At 46.6% G+C, this 22,165-nt stretch carries 23 protein-coding genes; 8 read left to right on the plus strand and 15 right to left on the minus strand.

Features of this window, described 5'->3' with window-relative positions; genetic code table 11:
• Positions 1-79: 79 nt before the first annotated feature.
• The 4 genes from pyc to glsA all read right to left on the minus strand — a co-directional run bounded on the left by pyc (position 80) and on the right by glsA (position 6,505).
• The gene (pyc, locus tag ACH97_RS08450) at positions 80-3,523 is read right to left on the minus strand and encodes a pyruvate carboxylase (RefSeq protein WP_020451270.1); all 3,444 of its coding nucleotides are present in this window, start codon (positions 3,521-3,523) and stop codon (positions 80-82) included.
• Between the two features lie 78 nt (positions 3,524-3,601).
• The gene (locus tag ACH97_RS08455; protein ID WP_020451269.1) at positions 3,602-4,813 is read right to left on the minus strand and encodes an FtsW/RodA/SpoVE family cell cycle protein; all 1,212 of its coding nucleotides are present in this window, start codon (positions 4,811-4,813) and stop codon (positions 3,602-3,604) included.
• A gap of 333 nt (positions 4,814-5,146) precedes the next feature.
• Positions 5,147-5,428, minus strand: coding sequence for an Fpa/YlaN family protein (locus ACH97_RS08460; protein ID WP_003181465.1), 282 nt, complete (start codon positions 5,426-5,428; stop codon positions 5,147-5,149).
• 132 nt (positions 5,429-5,560) lie between these two features.
• Positions 5,561-6,505 (minus strand): glutaminase A, encoded by a 945-nt coding sequence (glsA, locus tag ACH97_RS08465; RefSeq protein WP_371268713.1) that lies wholly within the window; start codon positions 6,503-6,505, stop codon positions 5,561-5,563.
• Between the two features lie 102 nt (positions 6,506-6,607).
• Here glsA and ACH97_RS08470 point away from each other — a divergent pair, with 102 nt between their 5' ends.
• Positions 6,608-7,090 (plus strand): hypothetical protein, encoded by a 483-nt coding sequence (locus ACH97_RS08470; RefSeq protein ID WP_020451267.1) that lies wholly within the window; start codon positions 6,608-6,610, stop codon positions 7,088-7,090.
• A gap of 142 nt (positions 7,091-7,232) precedes the next feature.
• On the opposite strand, the gene ACH97_RS08475 is transcribed toward ACH97_RS08470, so the two are convergent.
• Positions 7,233-8,561: a PhoH family protein gene (locus tag ACH97_RS08475; protein ID WP_020451266.1), complete on the minus strand. Its 1,329-nt coding sequence runs from the start codon at positions 8,559-8,561 to the stop codon at positions 7,233-7,235.
• Positions 8,562-8,716: 155 nt separating this feature from the next.
• Between ACH97_RS08475 and ACH97_RS08480 the strand changes: the two genes are divergently transcribed.
• From ACH97_RS08480 to ACH97_RS08495, 4 genes are all read left to right on the plus strand, one after another.
• The gene (locus ACH97_RS08480; RefSeq protein ID WP_020451265.1) at positions 8,717-9,331 is read left to right on the plus strand and encodes a YhcN/YlaJ family sporulation lipoprotein; all 615 of its coding nucleotides are present in this window, start codon (positions 8,717-8,719) and stop codon (positions 9,329-9,331) included.
• 119 nt (positions 9,332-9,450) lie between these two features.
• Positions 9,451-9,657 carry a YlaI family protein gene (locus ACH97_RS08485; protein WP_003181456.1) on the plus strand — a complete coding sequence of 69 codons (207 nt, stop codon included), beginning with the start codon at positions 9,451-9,453 and terminating at the stop codon, positions 9,655-9,657.
• Positions 9,658-9,795: 138 nt separating this feature from the next.
• Positions 9,796-11,292: a monooxygenase gene (locus ACH97_RS08490; protein ID WP_020451264.1), complete on the plus strand. Its 1,497-nt coding sequence runs from the start codon at positions 9,796-9,798 to the stop codon at positions 11,290-11,292.
• 72 nt (positions 11,293-11,364) lie between these two features.
• Positions 11,365-11,871 carry a MarR family transcriptional regulator gene (locus ACH97_RS08495; protein ID WP_023857268.1) on the plus strand — a complete coding sequence of 169 codons (507 nt, stop codon included), beginning with the start codon at positions 11,365-11,367 and terminating at the stop codon, positions 11,869-11,871.
• A gap of 21 nt (positions 11,872-11,892) precedes the next feature.
• Here the strand turns inward: ACH97_RS08495 and ACH97_RS08500 are convergent, their stop codons facing one another.
• Together ACH97_RS08500 and typA are read right to left on the minus strand one after the other, a co-directional pair.
• The gene (locus ACH97_RS08500) at positions 11,893-12,213 is read right to left on the minus strand and encodes a YlaH-like family protein (protein WP_003181448.1); all 321 of its coding nucleotides are present in this window, start codon (positions 12,211-12,213) and stop codon (positions 11,893-11,895) included.
• A 57-nt stretch (positions 12,214-12,270) separates the two neighbouring features.
• Positions 12,271-14,109: a translational GTPase TypA gene (typA, locus tag ACH97_RS08505; RefSeq protein WP_020451262.1), complete on the minus strand. Its 1,839-nt coding sequence runs from the start codon at positions 14,107-14,109 to the stop codon at positions 12,271-12,273.
• A gap of 160 nt (positions 14,110-14,269) precedes the next feature.
• Between typA and ACH97_RS08510 the strand changes: the two genes are divergently transcribed.
• Positions 14,270-14,458 carry a YlaF family protein gene (locus ACH97_RS08510; RefSeq protein WP_020451261.1) on the plus strand — a complete coding sequence of 63 codons (189 nt, stop codon included), beginning with the start codon at positions 14,270-14,272 and terminating at the stop codon, positions 14,456-14,458.
• Positions 14,459-14,535: 77 nt separating this feature from the next.
• On the opposite strand, the gene ACH97_RS08515 is transcribed toward ACH97_RS08510, so the two are convergent.
• From ACH97_RS08515 to ACH97_RS08545, 7 genes are all read right to left on the minus strand, one after another.
• A complete protein-coding gene (locus ACH97_RS08515) occupies positions 14,536-14,832 on the minus strand; it encodes an anti-sigma factor family protein (protein ID WP_020451259.1) in 297 nt (98 codons plus the stop codon).
• A 4-nt stretch (positions 14,833-14,836) separates the two neighbouring features.
• On the minus strand, positions 14,837-15,352 hold the full coding sequence (locus ACH97_RS08520; protein ID WP_048350114.1) for a sigma-70 family RNA polymerase sigma factor: 516 nt from the start codon (positions 15,350-15,352) through the stop codon (positions 14,837-14,839).
• The gene (locus tag ACH97_RS08525; RefSeq protein WP_020451257.1) at positions 15,353-15,625 is read right to left on the minus strand and encodes a hypothetical protein; all 273 of its coding nucleotides are present in this window, start codon (positions 15,623-15,625) and stop codon (positions 15,353-15,355) included. It lies immediately after the preceding gene.
• Positions 15,615-17,537 carry a hypothetical protein gene (locus ACH97_RS08530; RefSeq protein WP_048350113.1) on the minus strand — a complete coding sequence of 641 codons (1,923 nt, stop codon included), beginning with the start codon at positions 17,535-17,537 and terminating at the stop codon, positions 15,615-15,617. Before ACH97_RS08530 ends, ACH97_RS08525 begins: the two co-directional genes overlap by 11 nt.
• A gap of 122 nt (positions 17,538-17,659) precedes the next feature.
• The gene (locus ACH97_RS08535; protein ID WP_048350112.1) at positions 17,660-18,115 is read right to left on the minus strand and encodes a GNAT family N-acetyltransferase; all 456 of its coding nucleotides are present in this window, start codon (positions 18,113-18,115) and stop codon (positions 17,660-17,662) included.
• Positions 18,108-18,902 (minus strand): inositol monophosphatase family protein, encoded by a 795-nt coding sequence (locus tag ACH97_RS08540; RefSeq protein WP_020451254.1) that lies wholly within the window; start codon positions 18,900-18,902, stop codon positions 18,108-18,110. Before ACH97_RS08540 ends, ACH97_RS08535 begins: the two co-directional genes overlap by 8 nt.
• A 141-nt stretch (positions 18,903-19,043) precedes the next feature.
• The gene (locus ACH97_RS08545) at positions 19,044-19,232 is read right to left on the minus strand and encodes a hypothetical protein (protein WP_020451253.1); all 189 of its coding nucleotides are present in this window, start codon (positions 19,230-19,232) and stop codon (positions 19,044-19,046) included.
• A gap of 243 nt (positions 19,233-19,475) precedes the next feature.
• Between ACH97_RS08545 and ACH97_RS08550 the strand changes: the two genes are divergently transcribed.
• Positions 19,476-20,111, plus strand: coding sequence for a YktB family protein (locus ACH97_RS08550; protein ID WP_050820754.1), 636 nt, complete (start codon positions 19,476-19,478; stop codon positions 20,109-20,111).
• Between the two features lie 52 nt (positions 20,112-20,163).
• Here the strand turns inward: ACH97_RS08550 and ACH97_RS08555 are convergent, their stop codons facing one another.
• Entirely contained in the window at positions 20,164-20,439 is a 276-nt protein-coding gene (locus tag ACH97_RS08555; RefSeq protein WP_020451251.1) for a UPF0223 family protein, read from the minus strand.
• Between the two features lie 248 nt (positions 20,440-20,687).
• Between ACH97_RS08555 and ACH97_RS08565 the strand changes: the two genes are divergently transcribed.
• The gene (locus ACH97_RS08565; RefSeq protein WP_095290397.1) at positions 20,688-22,160 is read left to right on the plus strand and encodes an aminotransferase class I/II-fold pyridoxal phosphate-dependent enzyme; all 1,473 of its coding nucleotides are present in this window, start codon (positions 20,688-20,690) and stop codon (positions 22,158-22,160) included.
• The last annotated feature ends 5 nt before the right edge of the window (positions 22,161-22,165 follow it).

Consider the following 22,165-nt stretch of genomic DNA (forward strand, 5'->3'; position numbering starts at 1 on the left):
ATAAACGGTTGATCCCCCGCCTGTTGCGGGGGATTTTTTCATAAAAAAAGGCCGCCGACAAAAGTCAGCGGCCGCACTTTTATTTTTTCAGCTCAATGAGGAGGTCGCCGGTTTGAATGGCTTCTCCGTTTGTCACATGAATGTTTTCAACAGTTCCTGAAAACGGAGCCTGAACGGTCGTTTCCATTTTCATTGCTTCATTGATCATTAAATGATCGCCCTTCTTCACTTGGTCCCCTTTGCTTACAAGAAGCTTAATCACCGTTCCCGGCATGGACGCCGCGATATGATTCGGGTTTGAACGGTCGGCTTTCACCTTTTGATGAACGGACGATTTAATGCTTTCGTCTTTAATGACCACTTCGCGAGGCTGGCCGTTCAGTTCAAAGTAGACGACTCTCGTTGCATCAGGACGCGGTTCGCCGATAGAGACAAGTTTGACGATCAGCGTTTTCCCTCTTTCGATCTCGACTTCGATTTCTTCGCCGAGCGTCATGCCGTAGAAGAAGGTCGGTGTATCAAGCACTGAGATGTCCCCGTACAGTTCCGCTGTCTTAACATACTCGGTAAACACTTTCGGATAAAGCGCATATGCAACAGCATCCTGATCGGAAAGCTCCAGATCATGCGTTTCCTTAAACTCCGCTTTTATATCGTCAAACGAAACGGGTTCGAGAAGTTCTCCAGGGCGCACTGTAATCGGCTCCTGCCCTTTCAAAATCAGCTTTTGCAATTTCTCAGGGAATCCGCCGTGAGGCTGGCCGATATACCCTTTAAAAAGCTCGACTACTGAGTCAGGAAAATCGAGTGATTCTCCTCTTTCGTAAATATCATCTTCCGTCAGGTTATTTTGCACCATGTAAAGTGCCATATCCCCGACGACTTTAGATGACGGCGTAACCTTTACGATGTCCCCGAACAGGTGGTTGACCCGGCTGTACATTTCTTTCACTTCATTCCAGCGATCACCGAGGCCGACTCCCTTAGCCTGCTGCTGAAGGTTGCTGTATTGGCCGCCAGGCATTTCATGCTTGTAAATTTCGGTATGAGGCGCGTTCATGCCGCTCTCAAACTCGCTGTAGTATTTTCTGACAGACTCCCAATATTGAGACAGCGACTCTACCGCATCGACATTCAGCTGCGGACGGCGTTTATCGCCTTCAAGCGCATGATAAAGCGAGCTTGCGCTTGGCTGTGATGTCAGGCCCGCCATAGAGCTGACCGCTACGTCGACGATGTCGACGCCTGCTTCTATCGCCTTCGCGTACATAAAAATACCGTTGCCGCTCGTGTCGTGTGTATGCAAGTGGATCGGAATATCGATCGTCTCTTTCAAAGCTGACACCAGTTCGTATGCTGCTTGAGGTCTCAGCAGGCCGGCCATATCTTTAATGCCGAGAATATGCGCCCCCGCTGATTCAAGCTCTTTTGCCATTGACGTATAATATTCAAGGTTATATTTTGTTCTGTTCGGATCGAGAATGTCTCCGGTATAGCAGATCGCGGCTTCGGCAAGTTTGCCCGACTCGCGCACTGCATCAATGGCGAGCGTCATCCCTTTAACCCAGTTCAAGCTGTCAAAAATGCGGAATACATCGATTCCGGCCGCAGCGGATTCGCTGACAAACTTTTTAATCAGGTTGTCAGGGTAGTTTGTATACCCGACGGCATTCGAAGATCTCAACAGCATTTGAAACATCGTATTTGGAATTTCCTTCCGCAGCTTCTCAAGCCTTTTCCACGGGTCTTCTTTCAAGAAACGGTAAGCGACATCAAAAGTGGCGCCGCCCCACATTTCAAGGCTGAAAAGCTCAGGCCAGAGCGCAGCTGTCGGATTGGCGATTTTCTCCAAATCATGCGTTCTGAATCTTGTCGCAAGCAGTGACTGATGGGCATCGCGGAACGTCGTATCAGTGAGGAGCACTTCCTCTTGATCTTTCACCCATTTGACGAGCCCTTCAGCTCCGCGTTCATCAAGAATCTGTTTTGTTCCGCTCGCGATCGGCTGATCGACATCCGTTTTGACGATCTGGGGCTTGTCGAACTCCGGCTTCTTCTTTTTATCAATGCCCGGGAAGCCGTTGACCGTTACGTTCCCGATATACGTCAGCATTTTTGTTCCACGGTCTCTCTGCTTAGGAAAGACAAAGAGTTCCGGTGTTGTATCAATAAATGACGTGTCGTATTGCCCTGTGAGAAATTTTTCGTGTTTCGCCACGTTTTCAAGGAAAGGAATATTCGTTTTGATTCCCCTTATCCTGAATTCCTGTAGGTTGCGGACCATTTTGGCCGCCGCCTGTTCAAACGTCAGCGCCCAGGTTGAAAGCTTAACAAGCAGCGAGTCATAATAAGGCGTAATGACAGCGCCCTGAAAACTGTTTCCGGTATCAAGCCTCACCCCGAAACCGCCGCCTGAGCGATATGCCATGATTTTGCCTGTGTCAGGCATGAAATTGTTTGACGGGTCTTCAGTCGTAACCCTTGACTGGATCGCATATCCGTGCAGCGTGATGGCATCCTGGTTCGGAATGCTGATTTCGCTGCTGCCCAGACTGAGTCCGGCAGCAATCAGGATTTGTGTCTGAACGATATCGACACCCGTCACCATTTCCGTAATGGTGTGCTCCACCTGAACACGCGGGTTGACTTCAATAAAGAAAAACTCATCGTTCGCAACTAAAAATTCGACCGTACCGGCATTGACATAATCAACATTCTTCGCAAGCTTAACGGCAGCATCGCAAATCTTTTCCCGGAGGGACTCAGAAAGCGAAACGCTCGGCGCTATTTCGATAACCTTTTGATGACGCCTTTGCACAGAGCAGTCACGGTCGTAAAGGTGAACCACGTTACCTTCTTTGTCTCCGATGACTTGAACTTCAATGTGCTTCGGCTTTTCGATCAGCTTTTCGACATACACTTCATCATTACCAAAAGCGGCTTTCGCCTCTGATTTTGCCCTGTTATAGGATTCCTCCAGCTCCGATTCGTCTCTGACGATCCGCATGCCGCGGCCGCCGCCGCCAAGCGACGCTTTGATGATAAACGGATATCCGAACTCCTCCGCAAATTGTTTGACCTCCGCGATATCAGCCACTGGGCCGTCGCTCCCCGGTATGACGGGAATTCCTGCTTTTTCAGCTTGTTCACGGGCTTTTACTTTGTCTCCAAACATATCGAGGTGCTTGGAGGTCGGTCCGATAAAGATGATGCCTTCCTCTTCACACCGCTTGGCAAACTGAATGTTTTCAGACAGGAAGCCGTAGCCCGGATGGATGGCATCCACATGGTTGCGTTTCGCAATCTCGATGATCCCTTCAATATCAAGATAAGCATCAATCGGCTTTTTCCCTTCGCCGACCAAGTATGCTTCATCGGCTTTGTATCTGTGGTATGATCCGCTGTCTTCTTTAGAATAGATCGCTACCGTACGGATATTCAGTTCTGTGCAGGCGCGAAATACGCGGATAGCGATTTCCCCTCTGTTTGCAACAAGAACTTTTTGAATAGACTGTTGTGACATGTCGTTCCCCCTCATCCGCTGTTTTAAGTATGTATCTATTCTAAATGAATCGGATGGACATTGTACACGCTTAGTTTTTTAAAAATTTATACTTTTTTTATATTGATTTTCTTTGGTTTTTGTAGTATCGACAGGCTGTTTTCGTTTGAACCGGTCAAAGTATTCATTAAACATGCTGATGTTCACCAATATCCCCGCGCTTGCCATCAGCAGAATGAGCGATGACCCTCCATAGCTGATAAACGGAAGCGTCACCCCTGTCAAAGGAATCAAGCCGGATATGCCGCCCAGGTTCACGAAAGACTGGATGGCGATCATGCTTGATATCCCGATCGCAAGCAGGCTTCCAAACGGGTCGTCGCATTTTCTCGCAATATAAAACCCTTTTAAAACGATGAAAGCGAGCAGCAGCACGACAAAAAGGACGCCGAAAATGCCGAGCTCCTCGGCGATGACCGCCATAATGAAATCGGTGTGCGTTTCAGGCAGATATCCATACTTCTGCACGCTTTCGCCGAGACCCAGGCCGAACAGCCCTCCCGAACCGATCGCCAAGTAGGAGTTGACGACTTGAAAACCAGATTTCTGTGCGTCTTTAAACGGGTTTTGGTAGCTTTCAAACCGATTCATCCGTCCTTCTGTTAAAATGCTGTCCCAGTTGAAATAAATGAGCGGGCTGACGAGCACAAGGACAGCCCCGGCCAAAAGTACGAGCTTTAACAGCGTTTTGCCGCTGAATCCCGAGCACAAAATAATGCACAAAGCGATTAAAGCGATGATAAAGGCCGTTCCCACATCCGGCTGAGCAGCGACCAGTGCGCAAATGAAAAGCGTGATGATCGCGGGAGGGGCGATTCCGGCTCCCAAGTTGTCAATATAGCTTTGCTTTTTGGCATAGACGGAAGAAAGATACAAGATGACGGTCAGCTTGACAAACTCCCCCGGCTGGATGCCGTAATTCGAAACCCTGAACCAGCTTTGGGCATTCCCGGCCACGTGTCCGACAACGAACAGCCCGAACAAAGCGACAACGGAAATGAGCAGCAAAAACTTTTGGAATTTTTGATTGGCAAAAGCCTTATACGGAAAAAGCGCCGCGCATAAAAATATGACGGTTCCGAGCACCAAAAACATCAGCTGCCTGTCAAAAAAGTAGCTGCTGTCTTGTCCGTACCTTGTCACGGCTGTGATCATGCTTGAGCTGTACACCATGACGAGCCCGAACCCGCACAGCAGGAATACAGCGAAGATTAATGAATAATCATAGGATTTGAGCATTCTTTTTATCATATTATTATCCTCTTCCTTACTTGCCTTCAAAATGTGTTTGTGGTAACTCCTTCGTTATTTTACTACACTTTCTTAAAAAGCACGAAAGATACCCTTTTCATAAGACTTCGAATCTCGTCTGAAAGAAAAGTCCGTCTGTTCCAAGACTGCCGTTCTATTTTTTTATCGGCATACCATGCGTCTTCGTTTATTCGGCACGAACAGCATTCATTCCTTCATCAGCGGACGTTTTCTTTCTCATTCCATAACAAAAAAAGCCTGCCGGCAGTTTGTTTCTATCGAAACGTCGTCGACAAGCTGACTCAGACAGAAAGATTCTTCTGAGGTGTTCATTTATTTTTTTGTAAATGCATCATGTAATGCAGACAATTCACGTTCCAGCCTGTAAAGCAGTTCTTTACCCTCTTCTTCATCCACTAATCCAAGGCGGACAGCAAAATCAATTTCCCTAGAGAGTCCGAACATTTGTGTATCTAAAACCTCTTCATAAAGAGGACATTGAGGCATCGTTAAGTTGTCCATTTGCACTTGAATCAGCTTTAAGATTTTATCAGCATCACGTTTTAACAGGGCAAGTGCTTTTTCACGATGGTCGACTACAATCTCAGACGCCAAAAGTATCCCTCCGTTCCCCAGGCGAGTACCTAATTCTTCTATTTATGATAAAGCCTCAGCCGAAAAAAAGCAAGCTATTTCTGTCCTTTCGCCGTATTTCAAAGACTCGCATTTTAAGCTTCCGCTCACGTTTTAAAAAATGCTTAAACTGTAGTTCGCCGATAACAGCTCTAAAAGCCGGATTCCAGCGATGCTGTTTCCCTTTTCATCAAGCGAGGGCCCGAAGATGCCGATGCCGAAACGGTATGGGGATAGACCCATGATTCCCCCTGAAACCCCGCTTTTGGCGGGTATGCCGATTTTGATTGCGAATTCGCCGCTGGCATTATACATTCCGCATGTCACCATAAATGTTTTGCAAATTCTCGCGATATCCTTCGGTATGATTTGTTCTCCCGTTTCGGGATGCTTGCCGTTCAAAGCAAAAACAGAACCGATTTTCGCCAAGTCTAAGCTGTTCATTTCAATGGCGCACTGCTTTGTATACACATCCATGACATCCTCAACCTCAGCCTGAAAAATACCGTGCTCTTTCATGTAGTAGCACATCGCCCTGTTGACCATCGAGGTTTCAAATTCAGATTCGGCGACCTTCTCACAAAAGGTAATATTCCGGTTATTTGCCAGTTTTTTAATAAAATCAAGAAGCCTGCCGATCTTATCGGCATTCGTCTCTCCTTTAATCATGCTTGTCACCACCAATGCTCCGGCATTTATCATCGGATTCAGCGGCTTCCCCGGGTTGACGGTTTCAAGTTTGATGATGGAGTTAAACGGATCACCAGTCGGCTCTTGTCCTACATAATGAAACACTGTTTCCGGACCGTGATCGATCAGGACGAGAGCAAGCGACAATACTTTTGAGATGCTTTGCAGAGTGAAGGCTTTTTCCACGTCTCCCGCTGATATACACGTCCCGTCCGTAAAGTAGACCGCCGCCGATAAATCGTCCTCCGATAATTCAGCCAAAGCCGGTATGTAAGATGCAACCTTTCCTTTGTCCGTCACTTTTTTCGCTTCCGTGACAAAATATTCAAGCTCCTCATTATCCCGGCAATTCAAGTTTTTTCCCTCCATCCGAGCGTCGTTGCTGTTATCTTTCCCGGAGAGGGCTTTTGTTATGAGAAGTGACAATTTGAAAGAAAGCGCTTATAATTTTTGTGAGGGAGTGGTAGAGACATGAGCATTGTAACGATCACAGGAAATGTAAAGTATTCGATTACGCTCGATCCGAGCGTTTGGATTTTTGATGACCGAAAATTTGATCTCGATCAGTTCTTTTCAGATTTCAGAGAGGTAAAAGATGAAGAAGACGACCTTGTGATTGACCGGGAACGGCAAATCAGGGAAGGTACTGTATCGCCGCCGACACTGAAATCAGAGAAAAAATATGAAAAGGAGAAATTGCTTGACGGCACTTTCGGGATCAAGCTTGAACCTTTTTTAAAAAATGCGGAGGTGACAGGCTCCGCCGTCAAATGCCTCTTCAAAACGGAAGGTGAAGACGTTTCCGTTCCGATCGAAGAAGCGGGCGGCATGATTCTCTGCTTCAGCAACAATGGCAAGCCGCTTGGCGAAGACGGGCCTGTACACGTTTATTTTCCCGACGGTTCAAACAGGATGACTCCTGTGAAACGAGTAAAAGAAATTCACATTGTTTAAAGCTACAACACTGCAACGGGTGCGCCGGAGGCGATGAAAAACTCCGCCTCCTCTTTCCCGGCCGGGCTATCGGCACTTGCCGGCAACCCGGCCCGCGGGCCATGCAAGTTGCAACCCGGGTTAAACGCCCGGGTTTTTTTATTTACAGCAGATCGGCTGCAAGCCTGGCGAGCCGGGAGCGCTCTCCTTTTAAAAGCTTCACGTTTCCGGAAATTTTTTGATCCTTAAAGCGCTCGACAACATAGGCCAGGCCGTTGTTCATCGCATCTAAATAAGGATGGTCGATCTGTTCGGTGTCTCCCATCAATACGATTTTACTGCCTTCCCCGACGCGGGTCAGAAGCGTTTTGACTTCATGCTTGGTCAGATTTTGAGCCTCATCAATGATGATGAATTGGTCAGGAATGCTTCTGCCCCTTATATATGTGAGGGCTTCGACTTGAATGGAGCCCATCCCCGCTAAAATATCATCAAGCTCCCCCGGCTTTTTTGCATTGAACAAGTATTCCAGGTTATCAAAAATAGGCTGGACCCACGGACGAAGTTTTTCTTCTTTTTCACCCGGAAGATAGCCGAGATCTTTTCCGACAGGAACGATCGGCCTTGTGACAACAAGTTTTTTAAAATTCCCCAGGTCTTCTGTCTGCAGCAGCCCTGCTGCCAACGCAAGCAGGGTTTTTCCTGTGCCGGCTTTTCCAATCAGGGTGACAAGCGGAATATCTTGTCTTAAAAGAAGTTCCAAAGCCATCGTCTGCTGTACATTTCGCGAACGTATGCCCCAAACCTGTTCCTGATCGAAAACAAGCTTTTTAACGGCTTTTCCGCTTTGATCTACGATCCCTACGGCAGAGGATGATCCGCCGAGCGCGTCCTTCATGACGACAAACTGGTTCGGACGCAGCATCTCACTGCTGATTTCGTGAAGCGGCAAATCGTGATGTTCAAAAAAGGAATTCATCTGATCCGGGCGAATGTACACGTCTGTATAACCGCTGTATATATCATCATTGTCGACAACCCTGTCGTGCAAAAAATCCTCTGACATCAAGCCGATGGCATCGGCTTTGACACGGATCAGCATATCTTTGCTGACAAGGATAACCGGCCTGCCGTCTTCTTTCGTTTCCTCTTCCAGGCTGAGGTTTTTCGCTACGGCTAAAATACGGTTGTCGCTTGTTTTTTCGATAAAAATTTCTTGAAGCTGCTGAAAAGAGCGATGGTTCAGCTCGATTCTCAAGCTTCCTCCGTTTGGTAGGGGAACATTTTCATACAGCCTTCCTTTTAAACGCAAATCATCTATCAATTTAGATACGCGCCTTGCATTCCTCCCAATTTCATCCATGTAGCGTTTCTTTGAGTCGACTTCCTCCAATACGACAGCCGGGATGACAACCTCGTTATCTTCAAAAGAAAAGATTGAATTCGGATCCTGCAATAACACATTCGTATCCAGCACATAAATTTTACTCAATCTTCCGCCTCCTGATCAGGATTTTTAGCCTTTTCTTTTCAATTGGGTTAAAAGCTGATGGAGCGCCCGCTAAAATATATGTTTTTGTGAATAAAGATAGAAGGTTAATTCAACAATAAAAATTAATGAAAGCATTTTTAAGGAGGCAACCTCAAGTGCGAATCTTTTTTTTGATCCTAATTCAAACCGTTATGCTGCTTTCAGCCTGCGGCATTCAAAATAATGCCCGAAATGAAGCGAACGAGCTTCCCGGCAACAAACCGATTCAAGTAAAAAACAGCTCCCAAGAGCCGGTGAACCGTAAAGACGGGCAAGCCATCTCGCGGCGCCTTGTGAAGATCACCGAAAGCGTTCCGGGTGTCAATGATGCAACCGCCGTCGTGCTCGGCAGGCTAGCCGTCGTCGGAATTGATGTGAAAGACAATTTGGAGCGCAGCAAAGTCGAATCTATTAAGTATTCCGTGGCTGAAGCGCTGCAGAATGACCCTTACGGAGCAAACGCCGCCGTTGTCGCAGATCCCGACACCGTCAACCGCCTGCGGGCAATGGGCAGGGAAATTCAAGCGGGACGCCCTGTCAAAGGGATTCTCGACGAGCTGGCAGCCATCGTCGGGCGCGTCCTTCCTGAAGTGCCGAACGACGCAACAGACAATCAGCAAACAAATCCTACAAAATCCAACAACGACCAGTTGAATGACAGAAACCAGAAACAGCTTGAAAAGGAGCAGAATAAGCAATCAAACAAGCATATGAAAAATCGGCAGCCATAACTTTTAAAAGCCTGTGCCACTGTTTTCTTGACGGCACAGGCTTTTTCCTTTTTTCTATAGGAGAAAATTTATTTGTCCGATTGATTAAGGTATAATGAATCGTAAGTGAGGTGAATCAAGTGAGGGTAAAGTGTTCATTGTGTGACAAAATCGAAAAAATCGATGATGACACACTCATTGCCAAACGTCTCCGAAACCGGCCGATACATACTTATATGTGCCATGAATGCAGCGAACGAATTAAAATCAAAACAGAAAACCGGATGAAAACCGGCCGTTTTAAGCTATATCCGCACAGAAAAGATAAAGAGCAGATCAAGTCATGAAAGCATGGACAAGCTCCATGCTTTTTTATCGGCTTTTTTGTTACACGAGTAACAAAATTAAAGATTATAGTTGATAAACATTTTCATTTGTAGTATGTTAAAATTGTTTCATGCGTAACAAAAAAGGAGTGATTCATCATGGATTTTGATGTACTGATTGCAGGCGGCGGCCCCGTCGGTCTGATGACGGCTTCCGAGCTGGCTTTGGCCGGTGTCCGGACCTGTATTGTCGAACGGCTGAAAGAGCCTTCGCCATTCTCAAAAGCGCTCACGCTGCATCCGCGCTCAATCGAAATACTTGAAATGAGGGGGCTTGGAGAACGGTTTAAGGAAATTGGCAAGCCGAGCCCTTCGGGGCATTTTGCCGGTCTAAAGACTGGATTGGACTTTTCTGCGCTTGATACGCAAGCCAATTTTACATTGATCATCCCTCAGTACGAAACCGAGAAGGTGCTTGAGGAACATGCGCGAAATCTCGGTGTCTGCATCCTTCGCGATCATGAAGTTCTCGCTTTCCGCGAGTATGAGGAAACGGCCGAGCTCGTCGTCCAGGGACCCGACGGCCTGTCCTTTCTAACCGCTTCCTATATCGTCGGTGCTGACGGAGCCGGAAGTACCATCCGCAAGCAGGCGCGTATCGCTTTTTCAGGAACTGATGCGAATATCACCGCAATGCTTGCGGATGTGTCGCTTGAAAATCCGCCGGAATCGCATTTTTATACTTGCGTGAACCGTGAAGGCGGCGTTGTGATCGTGCCTTTAGACGACGGCATTTTCCGCGTCCTCATAACGGCGCCGCACATGCCTCAAGCTTTGCTTCACGAGCCCGTCACACTGGAAGAATTAAAAAAAGAACTCAACCGCATCTGCGGCACGGACTTTGGAATTGACAGCCCGGTTTGGATGTCCCGCTTCGGAAATGCCAGCAAGTTGGCAGAGCATTACCGCTCCGGCAGAATTTTCTTGGCTGGAGATGCCGCGCATATTCATTTTCCTGCAGGAGGGCAAGGTTTAAATGTCGGACTTCAGGACGCAATGAACCTTGGCTGGAAGCTCGCAGCAAAGATCAACGGACGGTGCCCCGACTGGCTGCTTGACAGTTACCATAATGAAAGACATACTGTCGGGGAAGCGCTGCTCGTCAATACACAAATCCAAACAAAGCTGTTTGATTTTACACGTGAAGGCCTGTACCTCCGCGAATTATTATCCGGCATTCTCGGATTTTCAGACGTCAATCGCTATCTGGCAGAACAAATTGCGGCGCTCAGCGTGAAATACAAAGCAGATGAAAAGATGCCTGAACATGAGCTGAACGGAAAACGTCTCCCAGATATCGATCTGACCCTTTCAGATGGTACTGTCAAACGGCTCTACACTTTTCTCCGTGATGGACGCTTTTTATTAGCAGCATTCGGGATAGAAACGAAGGAATTTTCCACCATTCCTCACGTCCGCCGTATACAAGTGAAAGCAATTGACGGCAGGCCTGAATGGAATGGGGTAAAAGCAGCGCTGATCCGTCCCGACGGCCACGTGGCCTGGGCTGTCGACGAATCCATGGAAAACGCGGAGCAATTGATTGCCGATGGTATCCACCGCTGGTGCGGGAACTCTCACATTCAGTCTGTTTAATCATTTTGTTTCATGCGCAACAAAATGATATAATCAAAGCAGAAACATCGATTAAAGGAGCCGATTTTCTGCATGGAGCATTTAACACACGCAAAACAAGAAATATTCGATTTGTACATCAGGCTCATTCATCAGCAAGAGCAGCAAGAAACCGTCATGAAAGAGCGCATCTCCGCTGAAATGAAAAAGATGGAACGCGAATTCGGAGCTGAACTGAAACTCAACATGTCTGACATCCATACGATCAGCTGCATTGGCGACCACGAACCGATCAACGTCACCTCGATTTCCGAGAAAATGGGATTTTCAAAAGCGACGGTCTCAAGGATCACCGCAAAGCTGACCGAAAAAGGCCTCGTCAGCAAGACACAGCTCAGCGACAATAAAAAAGAAATCTACTTCCGCTTAAGCCATAAAGGGAGAAGTATTCATCACCTTCACCAGCGTGAGCACGAAAAAATCGAACAAAGGTTTAAACGATTTTTAAGCCGGTATTCAGCAGATGAGATTCTTTTTGCCAGGGCTTTGTTTCGGGACTTATTAACAGCGGATTTTCTGGCGGATACAAAAAAGACATAGCCTTCTTTGGCTATGTCTTTTCTACGTATTCGCCCCCGTCTGCTCTTTTTTCGAACGGTGCAGACGGATTTTGTAAATCGAAAGGATTAAAACGGCTACGATCAGCCCTTCTCCAACCGGCAGAAAAACGCCGAAAAAAGTTAAAAACGTACAGCCTAGCGCCAGAAAAAAGTAAATGATCGCCGTTTTCAACAGCGGCAGCCGTTTGGCGAACCCCAGTTTAAAGACGACCGCAGACAGGACGAAGATGGTGGCATAAAGCCACCACATTCCCGCCTCAGGATTCTGGTCCACTTTATAAAGAGCGGCAAAAAACGACAGCCGTTCACTTACATCAGTCAAAAAGATTCCCCTCCCCTTTGCTTAGTTGGGTTGCTCTTTTTTTAGGTTCTGCAAATGTTACGACAATCCTGCCAGCTTTTTCTTTTTCGCTGCTTTTTCGCGTTCGTTTTTGTCGAGAATTTTCTTTCTCAATCTGATGGATTCAGGCGTGACTTCGCAGTACTCATCCTCGTTCAAGTATTCAAGCGATTCTTCAAGCGACATGATACGCGGTTTTTTCATGCTGACCGTCTGATCTTTCGTCGCTGAGCGCACGTTTGTCTGCTGCTTCATTTTATTGATGTTGACGACAAGGTCGTTTTCACGGTTGTGCTCGCCGACGATCATGCCTTCATATACTTCTGTGCCCGGCTCGACAAAAATCACGCCGCGTTCTTCAACGCCTTGAATGCCGTAAGCTGAAGCTTTCCCGGTATCCATTGAAACAAGCACACCTTGGCGGCGTCCGCCGACTTGCCCAGGCTCAACAGGCTGATAGCTGTCAAACGTATGGTTTAAAATCCCGAAACCGCGTGTAAGGGAAAGGAATTCGGTTGAGTAGCCGATTAATCCGCGTGAAGGAACGTTGAAAATCAGGCGGACCTGCCCGTTTCCGTTATTGATCATGTCGATCATTTCACCTTTGCGCGCGCCCATTGATTCCATTACAGATCCGGTATGCTCTTCAGGCACATCGATTTGCACACGTTCAACAGGCTCACAGCGAACGCCGTCGATTTCTTTAATGATGACTTCCGGCTTCGATACTTGCAGTTCAAAGCCTTCACGGCGCATGTTTTCGATTAAAATCGACAAATGCAGCTCACCGCGACCGGATACGACCCAGGCGTCAGGAGATGGCGTCGGATCGACTCGAAGGCTGACATCTGTCTGAAGCTGCTGTTCAAGGCGCTCTTCAATCTTCCTGGCCGTGACATATTTTCCTTCGCGACCGGCAAAAGGACTGTTGTTAACCGCGAACGTCATTTGAAGCGTCGGCTCGTCAATGCGCAGAACCGGAAGCGCCTCTTGATGCTCAATCGGGCAGACGGTCTCTCCGACATTGATGTCTTCCATTCCTGATACCGCGACAAGGTCGCCGGCTTTCGCTTCTTCAATTTCGACTCTTTTCAAGCCCTGGAAACCGAAGATTTTCGTTACGCGGAACGGCTTGATAGAACCGTCAAGCTTCATTAAAGCAACTTGCTGTCCGACCTTCATCGTTCCTCTGAACACGCGTCCGATTCCGATACGGCCGACATAATCATTGTAGTCAAGCAGAGCGACCTGGAACTGCAAAGGCTCCTCATGGTTATCGACAGGACAAGGAATATGGTTGACAATCGCTTCGAATAAAGCTTCCATATTTTCATCCTGCTGCTTCGGATCAGCTGAAGCGGTGCCGTTGATCGCAGAAGCGTAAACAACCGGGAATTCAAGCTGTTCTTCATTGGCATCAAGCTCGATAAACAAATCGAGCACTTCGTCAACGACCTCTTCAGGCCGGGCAAAATCGCGGTCGATCTTATTGACAACAACGATTGGCGTCAAGTTTTGCTCAAGTGCTTTTTTCAGCACAAAGCGGGTTTGCGGCATGCAGCCTTCATAAGCGTCAACAACAAGCAGAACGCCGTCGACCATTTTCATGATCCGCTCAACTTCCCCGCCGAAATCTGCGTGTCCCGGAGTATCCAAAATATTAATGCGTGTATCTTTATAGTTAATCGCTGTATTTTTCGCTAAAATCGTAATGCCGCGCTCTCTTTCCAAGTCATTGGAATCCATGGCGCGCTCCGCCACGTTTTCATTTGCACGGAATGTGCCAGCCTGATGGAGGAGCTGATCCACAAGCGTCGTTTTTCCATGGTCAACGTGGGCGATAATAGCGATATTGCGAAGATCTTCTCGAAGTTTCACATTTTCATCTCCTAAAAAATTTAGATAATCTTTCATATTATAACTGACGAACGAAGTTATTTCAATTTCTTTCAAATATCCAGCTTCGGTTGACCCTTTCTATTCAGCGCGATTTTCTGTAAACTAAGAGTAGACTTCATACTAAGGGGATGGGAAAACAGTGAAACAAATCAAATGGATATTCTTATTATTCGCACTTGCTGCAGTGATCAGCATCATGATGATCGGCGTTGCAGTCGCCGAAAAAAGCGCTGCCGGCGTCGCAATTGCCGTCGCAATTCTGATCGTCATTATGGGGAGCGGTTTTACTCTCAAAAAAAGAATGCGCGAAAAAGGCCTGCTTGAATAAAAAAGAGCCCCTTCCGGCTGAAGGGGCTTTTGATTATTAAATTCCAAAAAAACTGGCGGCAGGTTGCCCGCCAGTTCTTATAAAAAGAATAAATAAATCAAAAGCATCAGCAAGTAGCCTCCGCCAAAAAGCGCTGCCCCTTTGAGAATCAGCCTTTGATAGTATGCTTTCCTGAATTTTTGTTCTTCCGCTTCTCCTGCTTCCGTTGGCAATCTGTCGTCATCATGAAAATTGACAGGTTCCCTCATCATGTCATACATTTCCCGGCAATCTGCACACGTTTTGATGTGCGCCATAACCAAATGTTCCGTTTTGCGGCTGCAATCGCCTTCTATGTATAGAGGCAGTAAATCTCTCACAAGATGACATTTCATATTGTTAAACCTCCCTGCCTTCCAAGCTTTTTTTCAGCTCAAGGCGGGCCCGGTGAAGATTGGTTTTTACCTTTGACAGTTTCCAATCGAGCACTTCCGCTATTTCCTCATAGGAAAGCTCCTGAAACTCTCCTAAAATAAGTACGGTCTGGTAATGTTCTTTCAGCCGGTCAATGTGATGTTTCAGCTCCTCCTGCCTTATGGCGTTTGCCAAATGGCGCTCAGGCATTTCAAACGTGTGCTGTTCCATGTCGCCGCAGGCCGTCACATCGGAAAACCGGATTTTTTTATCTTTTCTGTACCAGTTGATAAACGTATGATGCGCGATCGTATACAGCCATGTTTTGATCGAGGAATGGCCTCTGAAAGACTCCAGGCCCGCAAAAGCTTTCAGAAACGTATCCTGTGCCAGGTCTTTCGCCGTCTCAAGCTGATGGGTTCGCCTGTACAAATAGTACATAATGTCATGATAATATTCCCTGTACAGTTCTTCAATCGTCTGTTTTTTATTGGAAGCCATTTAGAAAAAAAACCACACCGTCATCCAAATCGAAAGGAGCAGGAAAGCACCATACAACGAGTAAACAAAAACCATGATATGACGGAGCTGCTGACGATCATCTGCCTTTTGTATGCCGGGAAGCGTTCTATTCTCGACTGCTGCCTCTTCAGCCTGGCCTTGAAAAAGCTGCTCATGCTCTTTCATCCAGATCACGGTTTCCTCTTCCAGTTCACCTTCTTGATAGAGCTCATACAAATCAAGAAACACCGCTTTTTTTTCTTCACTTGTCATCAAATTGTTTCACCTCATTTGTTAAGGCATCAACCAAGTATGCATCATGTTCGTTTGAGCCGAACGGCTGGATGATGACAAGCCACGCATACCGGCTCTTTTGATCCCCGTCTGAAACAATCACAAGCTTCGTCCGTTTATAATAAACCAACCCTTTTTGATAGTGTTCAGACACTTTCCGAAAAGCCTTTTCCCCGTCTGCATATGTGTAGGGGGGCTTTTCATCCGCTTTGCGAAAATATTTTCTCACCGTCAGATAAGCTCCCTCTTCATGCTTCGTCATGGTCCAGCTCGTATTTAATACAGCATCGCTTTCTTTTTTCTGAAATTCTATCAGATCCTTTTCTAACTCCACCCTTTTCAGCTGAGAAAGGTCTTGATCAAATAATGAAAGCAAGCGTTTTTCGAGCTCTTGTCCGCGATAAGGCAAGGCGCTTTCAGATGTGAACGTAATAGCCGTTAATGCACCTGTTACAGGATGGAACGCCATCTCCGTTCCGTCGCTTGTCTTCACGTTTATGGATGCCGAGTTGAGGCTGGATGGAAATAATAAATCAATATCTGTCAGCTGATAAGCTGAGACGGGTATACCCAGCTTACGATAGACCGCTTCAACACCCCGCTCGATATCCTGACCAGAAACGCGGGCTTGTTTCACGCTTTCTAAGTTGTAAACAGACGTGTCCTCGGAAAAACCTATCAGTGTTTCCTTCCTCCAAGTAAACCCCATTGTGCTTAATTCAGGATCCTGGCCTTCACGGTAAAATTCAACAGTAGCTTCGTCGTCATCACGGCTTACTTTTGCCTTGATTTGTTTGTCAAGTTCGCGGCCGTGTTCCCGCAGAAATTGCTTCGACCGCTTGATATACGCCTGATCGGACAGGATATTCCCGCTAGGCTCTTTTTGATTGTAATAATTGGTGATCACCCCCGTCCAGCCGTCAACGTACGCCTCGTAATCCTTCGTTTTAAAATGATAAACGTTGTGAAAATCCTGGTTGGTGGCTGACAAATAGATCAAGCTGTCCGTCGGAAAAAACGAGCTGACAGTCTGCTTCGCTTCTTTAACCGAAACAGGTTGAAAATTGGCATCAACCACGTCTGAAACCTCAGGGTGTGAGATTGTAAAAGCGGCATCTGCCAAATTGTAAAAAGGGTTAAGAAGTAGTGTGAAAAATACGGCGGTGCCCGCGGCTAAAACACGCTTCACCATCAAAAAAGGCTTTCTCGAGCCATTCAGCAAGTGATATGTCATAAGAAAACCGAGCATGGTCAGAAATACGTTCAGCGGAAAAAATTCGTAGCCGAGCTTTTTGATGAAGAAACCGCCGATCGTCACAATGTAAAAAATCAAAAGGAGAACGTAACGGTTTCTTTTCCAATAAAGCTGAAAAAACAAGCAGATCATCAGCCCCGGAACCCCGATGAGCAGCACCAATACAAGCAGCAATTGTTCGAGATCAGCCCCGTTTTCCTTTAAATAGACAGCAGAGCCGAACAGCGATTGGAAAAACGGCATCGTCATCACCGCAATGTCAAATGCAAAAAACAGCCCCTTGCCCCCTTTTTCTGCGAGTGTCATCATATAATGAAATGAGACAAGCAAAATATAGCCGAACAGCAAAAACTGCATAAAAGGCAGGAGCGCATCTTGTTCTTCTATGTACAGGTTTGAAAACTCAGCGGCTTTCATTTGGTGAGCCAATTCAAACGAAAGGGCGCCTACCAAAATCAGCCTGAGCGCGATGCCTGCGTAAAAAAAGAGGCGCCGCCTGCTCACTTTCGGATGAAATGACACGACATACAGAAGGGCAAGGCCTGTCAAACACCACTGAATGACAAGCATGCTCTGCCTGCTTAAAATAAAATAACGTTCAAAATGGAGCACATAATCACTGAATAGTTCAATCAATTTCCACCACAATTCCTTTACATCAAATTAAGGCCTCATCATCATAGACAAACGAAGTAGCATTATGTTTCAAAAAATCATAAAAAAATGAGACCTGTTGTCAAACAAGTCTCATTGAAGCATCAAGCAAGGGGCAACACCATAATCAAATATCGTTTTCCCTCTTTATCTTTTTCCGTTTTCAGCTGTTCAAATCCCGAACAGGCGAGCATGTTCAGCCACGCGTCCTTTTCATATGGCACCGCCGCAAACAACGCTTTATGTCCCTTTTCTTTCAAACGTTTGCCGATCGTTTCAATCACTTCTTTTGCCCGGCCTTTTTGGCGGAAATCGGGATGGACAAGAAGCGTTCCGAGCCAAGGCTTGCCGTTAGAAGGCGCCCATTCGAGATGAAAGCTCAGAGCCGCCGGCAGGCCCCTGTCTTCCCACACGAGCCATTCACCGTTATACATCGCATAAGCACTCATATAGCGTTCCAGGCTGTTTCCGTCAAGCTCTTCCTTCGCCCACCCGGGGCTTGCTTCGGCCAGCTCCTCAAAAAAGGCGAAATCGGAAGAAGAGAAAGACCTGCTATTCATGCGGCAAATATTCGTTGAAAATCGCCCGGTGAGCTGCCGGATTGCCGGCTACGATGCTGTGGTTTTCAAGAAAATTGAGCGGCTTCCCGTCAATTGTCGTATATGTTCCGCCGACTTCATCAAGCAGGATGCAGCCGGCGGCGTAATCCCAAGGAGCGAGTCTCATCGTCACATACACATCCATTCTGCCGGCTGCAACATAAGCAAGTTCCAAAGCCGCTGAACCGTATGACCGGGTCCCTCTGACGCGCTTGACAAGCGGAGATAATACGCTTGGATCGATCCGTCTGTTCTCGGTGATCCATGTCGCATTGATGGCCAGAATCGATTCTTCAAGCGGCACTTCTTTCATCTTGCCGAGCTTTGTATCATTCATGTAAGCACCTTCGCCTTGAAAAGCATGATAAAGCTCGTCGTGAGTCACATCATAAATCAAACCGATTTTGCCTTTTCCGTTTTCAAAAATGCCGATTGAAATCGCAAAATTGCGTTTTTGATGAATAAAGTTCATCGTGCCATCGATCGGATCGATGATCCAAACGATGCCATCCAAAGATGTAAGCTTGTCCCCCTGGCCTTCTTCGCCAAGAATATGATGATCCGGAAAAACCGATTGGATTTTTTCAATGAAAAAACGCTCTGTTTCCTTGTCAATGTTTGTGACAAGGTCATTTGGATTCGATTTCGTTTCGATTGTCATCTTTTCTTTCATTGACTGCTGAATTCTCTGACCAGCTTCTTTCACCCAGCTTTTCGCCAGGCGGTCGATTTCCTTCCAGTTTGTCATCACACTACCTCTTTTCTATGTATACCTGTTGATTTATTCATAGCATACTGATATTAGCCGGGAAAAATCAAGAAAAATGACAAATGATCAGGCGGCCCAGATAAAAACGAACCTCTCAAACGGTTCGTTTTTATTATGGTTTCAACCATATAATCTAATCCATTCTTTTCTGAGTCGTTCCAGTTTGCGCTTGCTCAACTCGATTTGGGTTTCATCCTTTTTTTCCATGGCTTCAAAAAGCGTTGCAAGTTCATAATCGACCTCAAGCCTCCAAACAGCGGCCCGATTGTCTTTTTCCTCTTTCAATCCTTGTTTCACAATTGGTTTCATGTGCCCTACGCCCCCTCCAGAGAAAATTGATGTCAAAGAGAATCCTTCTGGTTTTAGTCCTAAGCGTGATTTATATTAATTTCTTATTCATATCGTATGAAGTGCTCAAACATTCGCAACGTTATTCTAAAAATTGTGTGTTTACCTAACGATTCCCCAAAATCCGCGAAGCGAAACGTAATTTTTTGTTTGAAAAGCCGACTGTGATACAATATCTTTACTGATTGGACAAGGAGGAACACAATGAGCAGTCTGCGTTTTACTGAAGAGGATTTTCGTACATTTACAATAGAAGGTTTAGATGCGCGGATGAGCGTTCTGAAAGAAACCGTGCGCCCGAAACTTGAAGGGCTCGGCGATCATTTTGCGCCTGTACTGTCCGCATTGACAGGAGATGAAATGTTTGTCCACGTCGCAAAGCACGCGCGCCGCTCGGTCAATCCGCCGGACGACAGCTGGGTTGCTTTTGCAAACAATAAGCGCGGCTATAAAAAGCTGCCTCATTTCCAAATTGGTTTATGGGAAACCCACGTGTTCGTATGGTTTGCATTGATCTATGAGTCTCCTCTCAAGCAGGAATACGGCCAGCTGTTTAAAAAGCATCTGCCGGACATTGAAAGCAACATTCCAAGCCGTTTTGTCTGGTCGGCCGATCATACGAAACCGGGCGTCATAAGACAGTCTGAGATGGACGATAAAGAGCTGGAGAACCTGTTTGAACGGCTCGTCAACGTGAAGAAAGCAGAAGCGCTTTGCGGTATTCAGCTTGCAAAAGACGAAGTCCTGCAAATGAGTGAAGAGGCGTTTCTATCCGAAATCGAAGCGGCTTTTGAAAAGCTCGCCTTCCTTTACCGCCTGACGCAGAAAGTATCGGTTTAAACAAAAAGGGATGGCCTGTTGTGCCCATCCCTTTTTGTTTTGGATTTTCTCATTACATTTTAATTTTCGTATTTTCCGTTTGTTCCTTTGCTTTTTTGACTGCCTGATACGGAGAGTAATCGCTCGCTTCTTCAAACTGACTGCAGAGCTTTTTTTCCTCGGCTTTTCCCGGAACGATTTCTTTAAAGCGGCGGTAAGCACTCATTAGTACATCGCGCTCTACGCCTTTTTCATAAGCGAGCTCAACCGTCTGAAAAAACGATATGACGTCTATCGCTTCCTCTGTGCTCCAGTCTTCATTCATCGGATATTGGTATCCTTCTTCCATTTGGTTCATCTCCTTGTGCAGTTCGGCCTGACGGCTTGTTTGGCTTTAGTATTGGTTTTCTTTTTTGCGACTATCCAAAGGGACAGAGAAGCCTTAAAGATGATAAAATGTTCTTTACATTCTTTCAAGAACATAATATAATTCATTTGTTTTATGCCATCAAGCAAAAACGCAAAATAACTCAACGATTTTTGATAAAGAATAGTCTTTAAGGAAATAGCAGGTTTATCATGAAGGTGGGAAAACAATTGTTGCAGCACGAAACACCCCTATATACCGGATTAAAAAAACACGCCGGCAAAAACCCGATCCAGTTCCATATACCCGGGCACAAAAAAGGCTCCGGGATGGACCCTGAATTCAGGGCGTTTATCGGAGAAAACGCATTAAGCATAGATTTAATCAATATCGAGCCTCTCGACGATCTGCACGCACCGAAAGGAATTATCAAACAGGCGCAGGATCTGGCGGCTGAAGCATTCGGAGCCGACTACACGTTTTTTTCCGTTCAGGGAACGAGCGGCGCTATCATGACGATGGTCATGGCCGTATGCGGACCCGGAGACAAAATCATCGTGCCGAGAAATGTTCATAAATCGGTCATGTCAGCGATCGTCTTCTCAGGCGCAGTACCGATCTTCATCCATCCGGAAATTGACGATGAGTTGGGAATTTCACACGGAATCACCCCTGAATCAGCGAAAAAAGCGCTGCTTGAGCATCCTGACGCAAAGGGGCTTCTTGTCATCAACCCGACTTATTTCGGCATAGCTGCAGACTTAAGAAGCATCGTGGAGCTGGCTCATTCATTTCATATCCCTGTGCTTGTTGACGAAGCACACGGCGTTCACATCCATTTCCACGAAGATCTGCCTCTTTCTGCCATGCAGGCCGGAGCGGATATGGCGGCGACGAGCGTTCATAAGCTCGGAGGATCCCTTACACAGAGCTCGATTCTCAATATGAAAGAAGGTCTTGTTTCAAAAGAAAGAGTTCAATCGATTTTAAGCATGCTGACGACGACATCGACCTCCTATTTATTGCTCGCTTCACTTGATGTCGCAAGAAAACGCTTAGCCACAGAGGGACACGAACTGATCGAACAAACGATTAAGCTCGCTGATGAAACAAGGGATCGCATCAATGAAATCAACGGTATTTCATGCGTCGGGAGGGAAATCCTCGGCTCCAAAGCGGCTTTTAACTATGATCCGACCAAATTGATCATATCTGTGAAAGACCTCGGGCTGACCGGGCATGATGTGGAAAAATGGCTGCGCGAGTCATGTCAAATCGAAGTGGAGCTTTCTGACTTATACAACATCCTGTGCATTTTTACACCGGGAGACCGGAAAGAGGATGCGGATGCGCTGATCAAAGGCTTAGCCGACATCGCTCAGCAGGCCGCCTCTGCTGCGGAAAACAGACGCAAGCCTGAAGTGCTTCTGCCAAACATTCCAGCGCTTGCAATGACACCGCGTGACGCTTTTTATGCAAATACGGAAATTATTCCGTTTAAAAAAGCCGCCGGCAGAATCATTGCCGAATTTGTGATGGTTTATCCGCCAGGGATACCGATCTTCATTCCAGGCGAGATCATTACCGAGGATAATATCAACTACATCGAAAAGAACCTCGAAGCAGGGCTGCCTGTTCAGGGACCGGAAGATGACACCCTCCATATGATCCGCGTCATTAAAGAACAGCAAGCAATCCTGTAAAAAAC

Source organism: Bacillus paralicheniformis (assembly GCF_001042485.2).
Taxonomy (GTDB): Bacteria; Bacillota; Bacilli; order Bacillales; family Bacillaceae; genus Bacillus; species Bacillus paralicheniformis.

What these genes read in the sequence shown, in the direction of transcription:
- pyc (WP_020451270.1), bottom strand. Translation starts at nt 3,523, where the DNA reads ATGTCACAACAGTCTATTCAAAAAGTTCTTGTTGCAAACAGAGGGGAA.
- ACH97_RS08455 (WP_020451269.1), bottom strand. Translation starts at nt 4,813, where the DNA reads ATGATAAAAAGAATGCTCAAATCCTATGATTATTCATTAATCTTCGCT.
- glsA (WP_371268713.1), bottom strand. Translation starts at nt 6,505, where the DNA reads ATGGAGGGAAAAAACTTGAATTGCCGGGATAATGAGGAGCTTGAATAT.
- ACH97_RS08470 (WP_020451267.1), top strand. Translation starts at nt 6,608, where the DNA reads ATGAGCATTGTAACGATCACAGGAAATGTAAAGTATTCGATTACGCTC.
- ACH97_RS08490 (WP_020451264.1), top strand. Translation starts at nt 9,796, where the DNA reads ATGGATTTTGATGTACTGATTGCAGGCGGCGGCCCCGTCGGTCTGATG.
- ACH97_RS08495 (WP_023857268.1), top strand. Translation starts at nt 11,365, where the DNA reads ATGGAGCATTTAACACACGCAAAACAAGAAATATTCGATTTGTACATC.
- ACH97_RS08515 (WP_020451259.1), bottom strand. Translation starts at nt 14,832, where the DNA reads ATGAAATGTCATCTTGTGAGAGATTTACTGCCTCTATACATAGAAGGC.
- ACH97_RS08520 (WP_048350114.1), bottom strand. Translation starts at nt 15,352, where the DNA reads ATGGCTTCCAATAAAAAACAGACGATTGAAGAACTGTACAGGGAATAT.
- ACH97_RS08525 (WP_020451257.1), bottom strand. Translation starts at nt 15,625, where the DNA reads ATGACAAGTGAAGAAAAAAAAGCGGTGTTTCTTGATTTGTATGAGCTC.
- ACH97_RS08535 (WP_048350112.1), bottom strand. Translation starts at nt 18,115, where the DNA reads ATGAATAGCAGGTCTTTCTCTTCTTCCGATTTCGCCTTTTTTGAGGAG.
- ACH97_RS08540 (WP_020451254.1), bottom strand. Translation starts at nt 18,902, where the DNA reads ATGACAAACTGGAAGGAAATCGACCGCCTGGCGAAAAGCTGGGTGAAA.
- ACH97_RS08545 (WP_020451253.1), bottom strand. Translation starts at nt 19,232, where the DNA reads ATGAAACCAATTGTGAAACAAGGATTGAAAGAGGAAAAAGACAATCGG.
- ACH97_RS08550 (WP_050820754.1), top strand. Translation starts at nt 19,476, where the DNA reads ATGAGCAGTCTGCGTTTTACTGAAGAGGATTTTCGTACATTTACAATA.
- ACH97_RS08555 (WP_020451251.1), bottom strand. Translation starts at nt 20,439, where the DNA reads ATGGAAGAAGGATACCAATATCCGATGAATGAAGACTGGAGCACAGAG.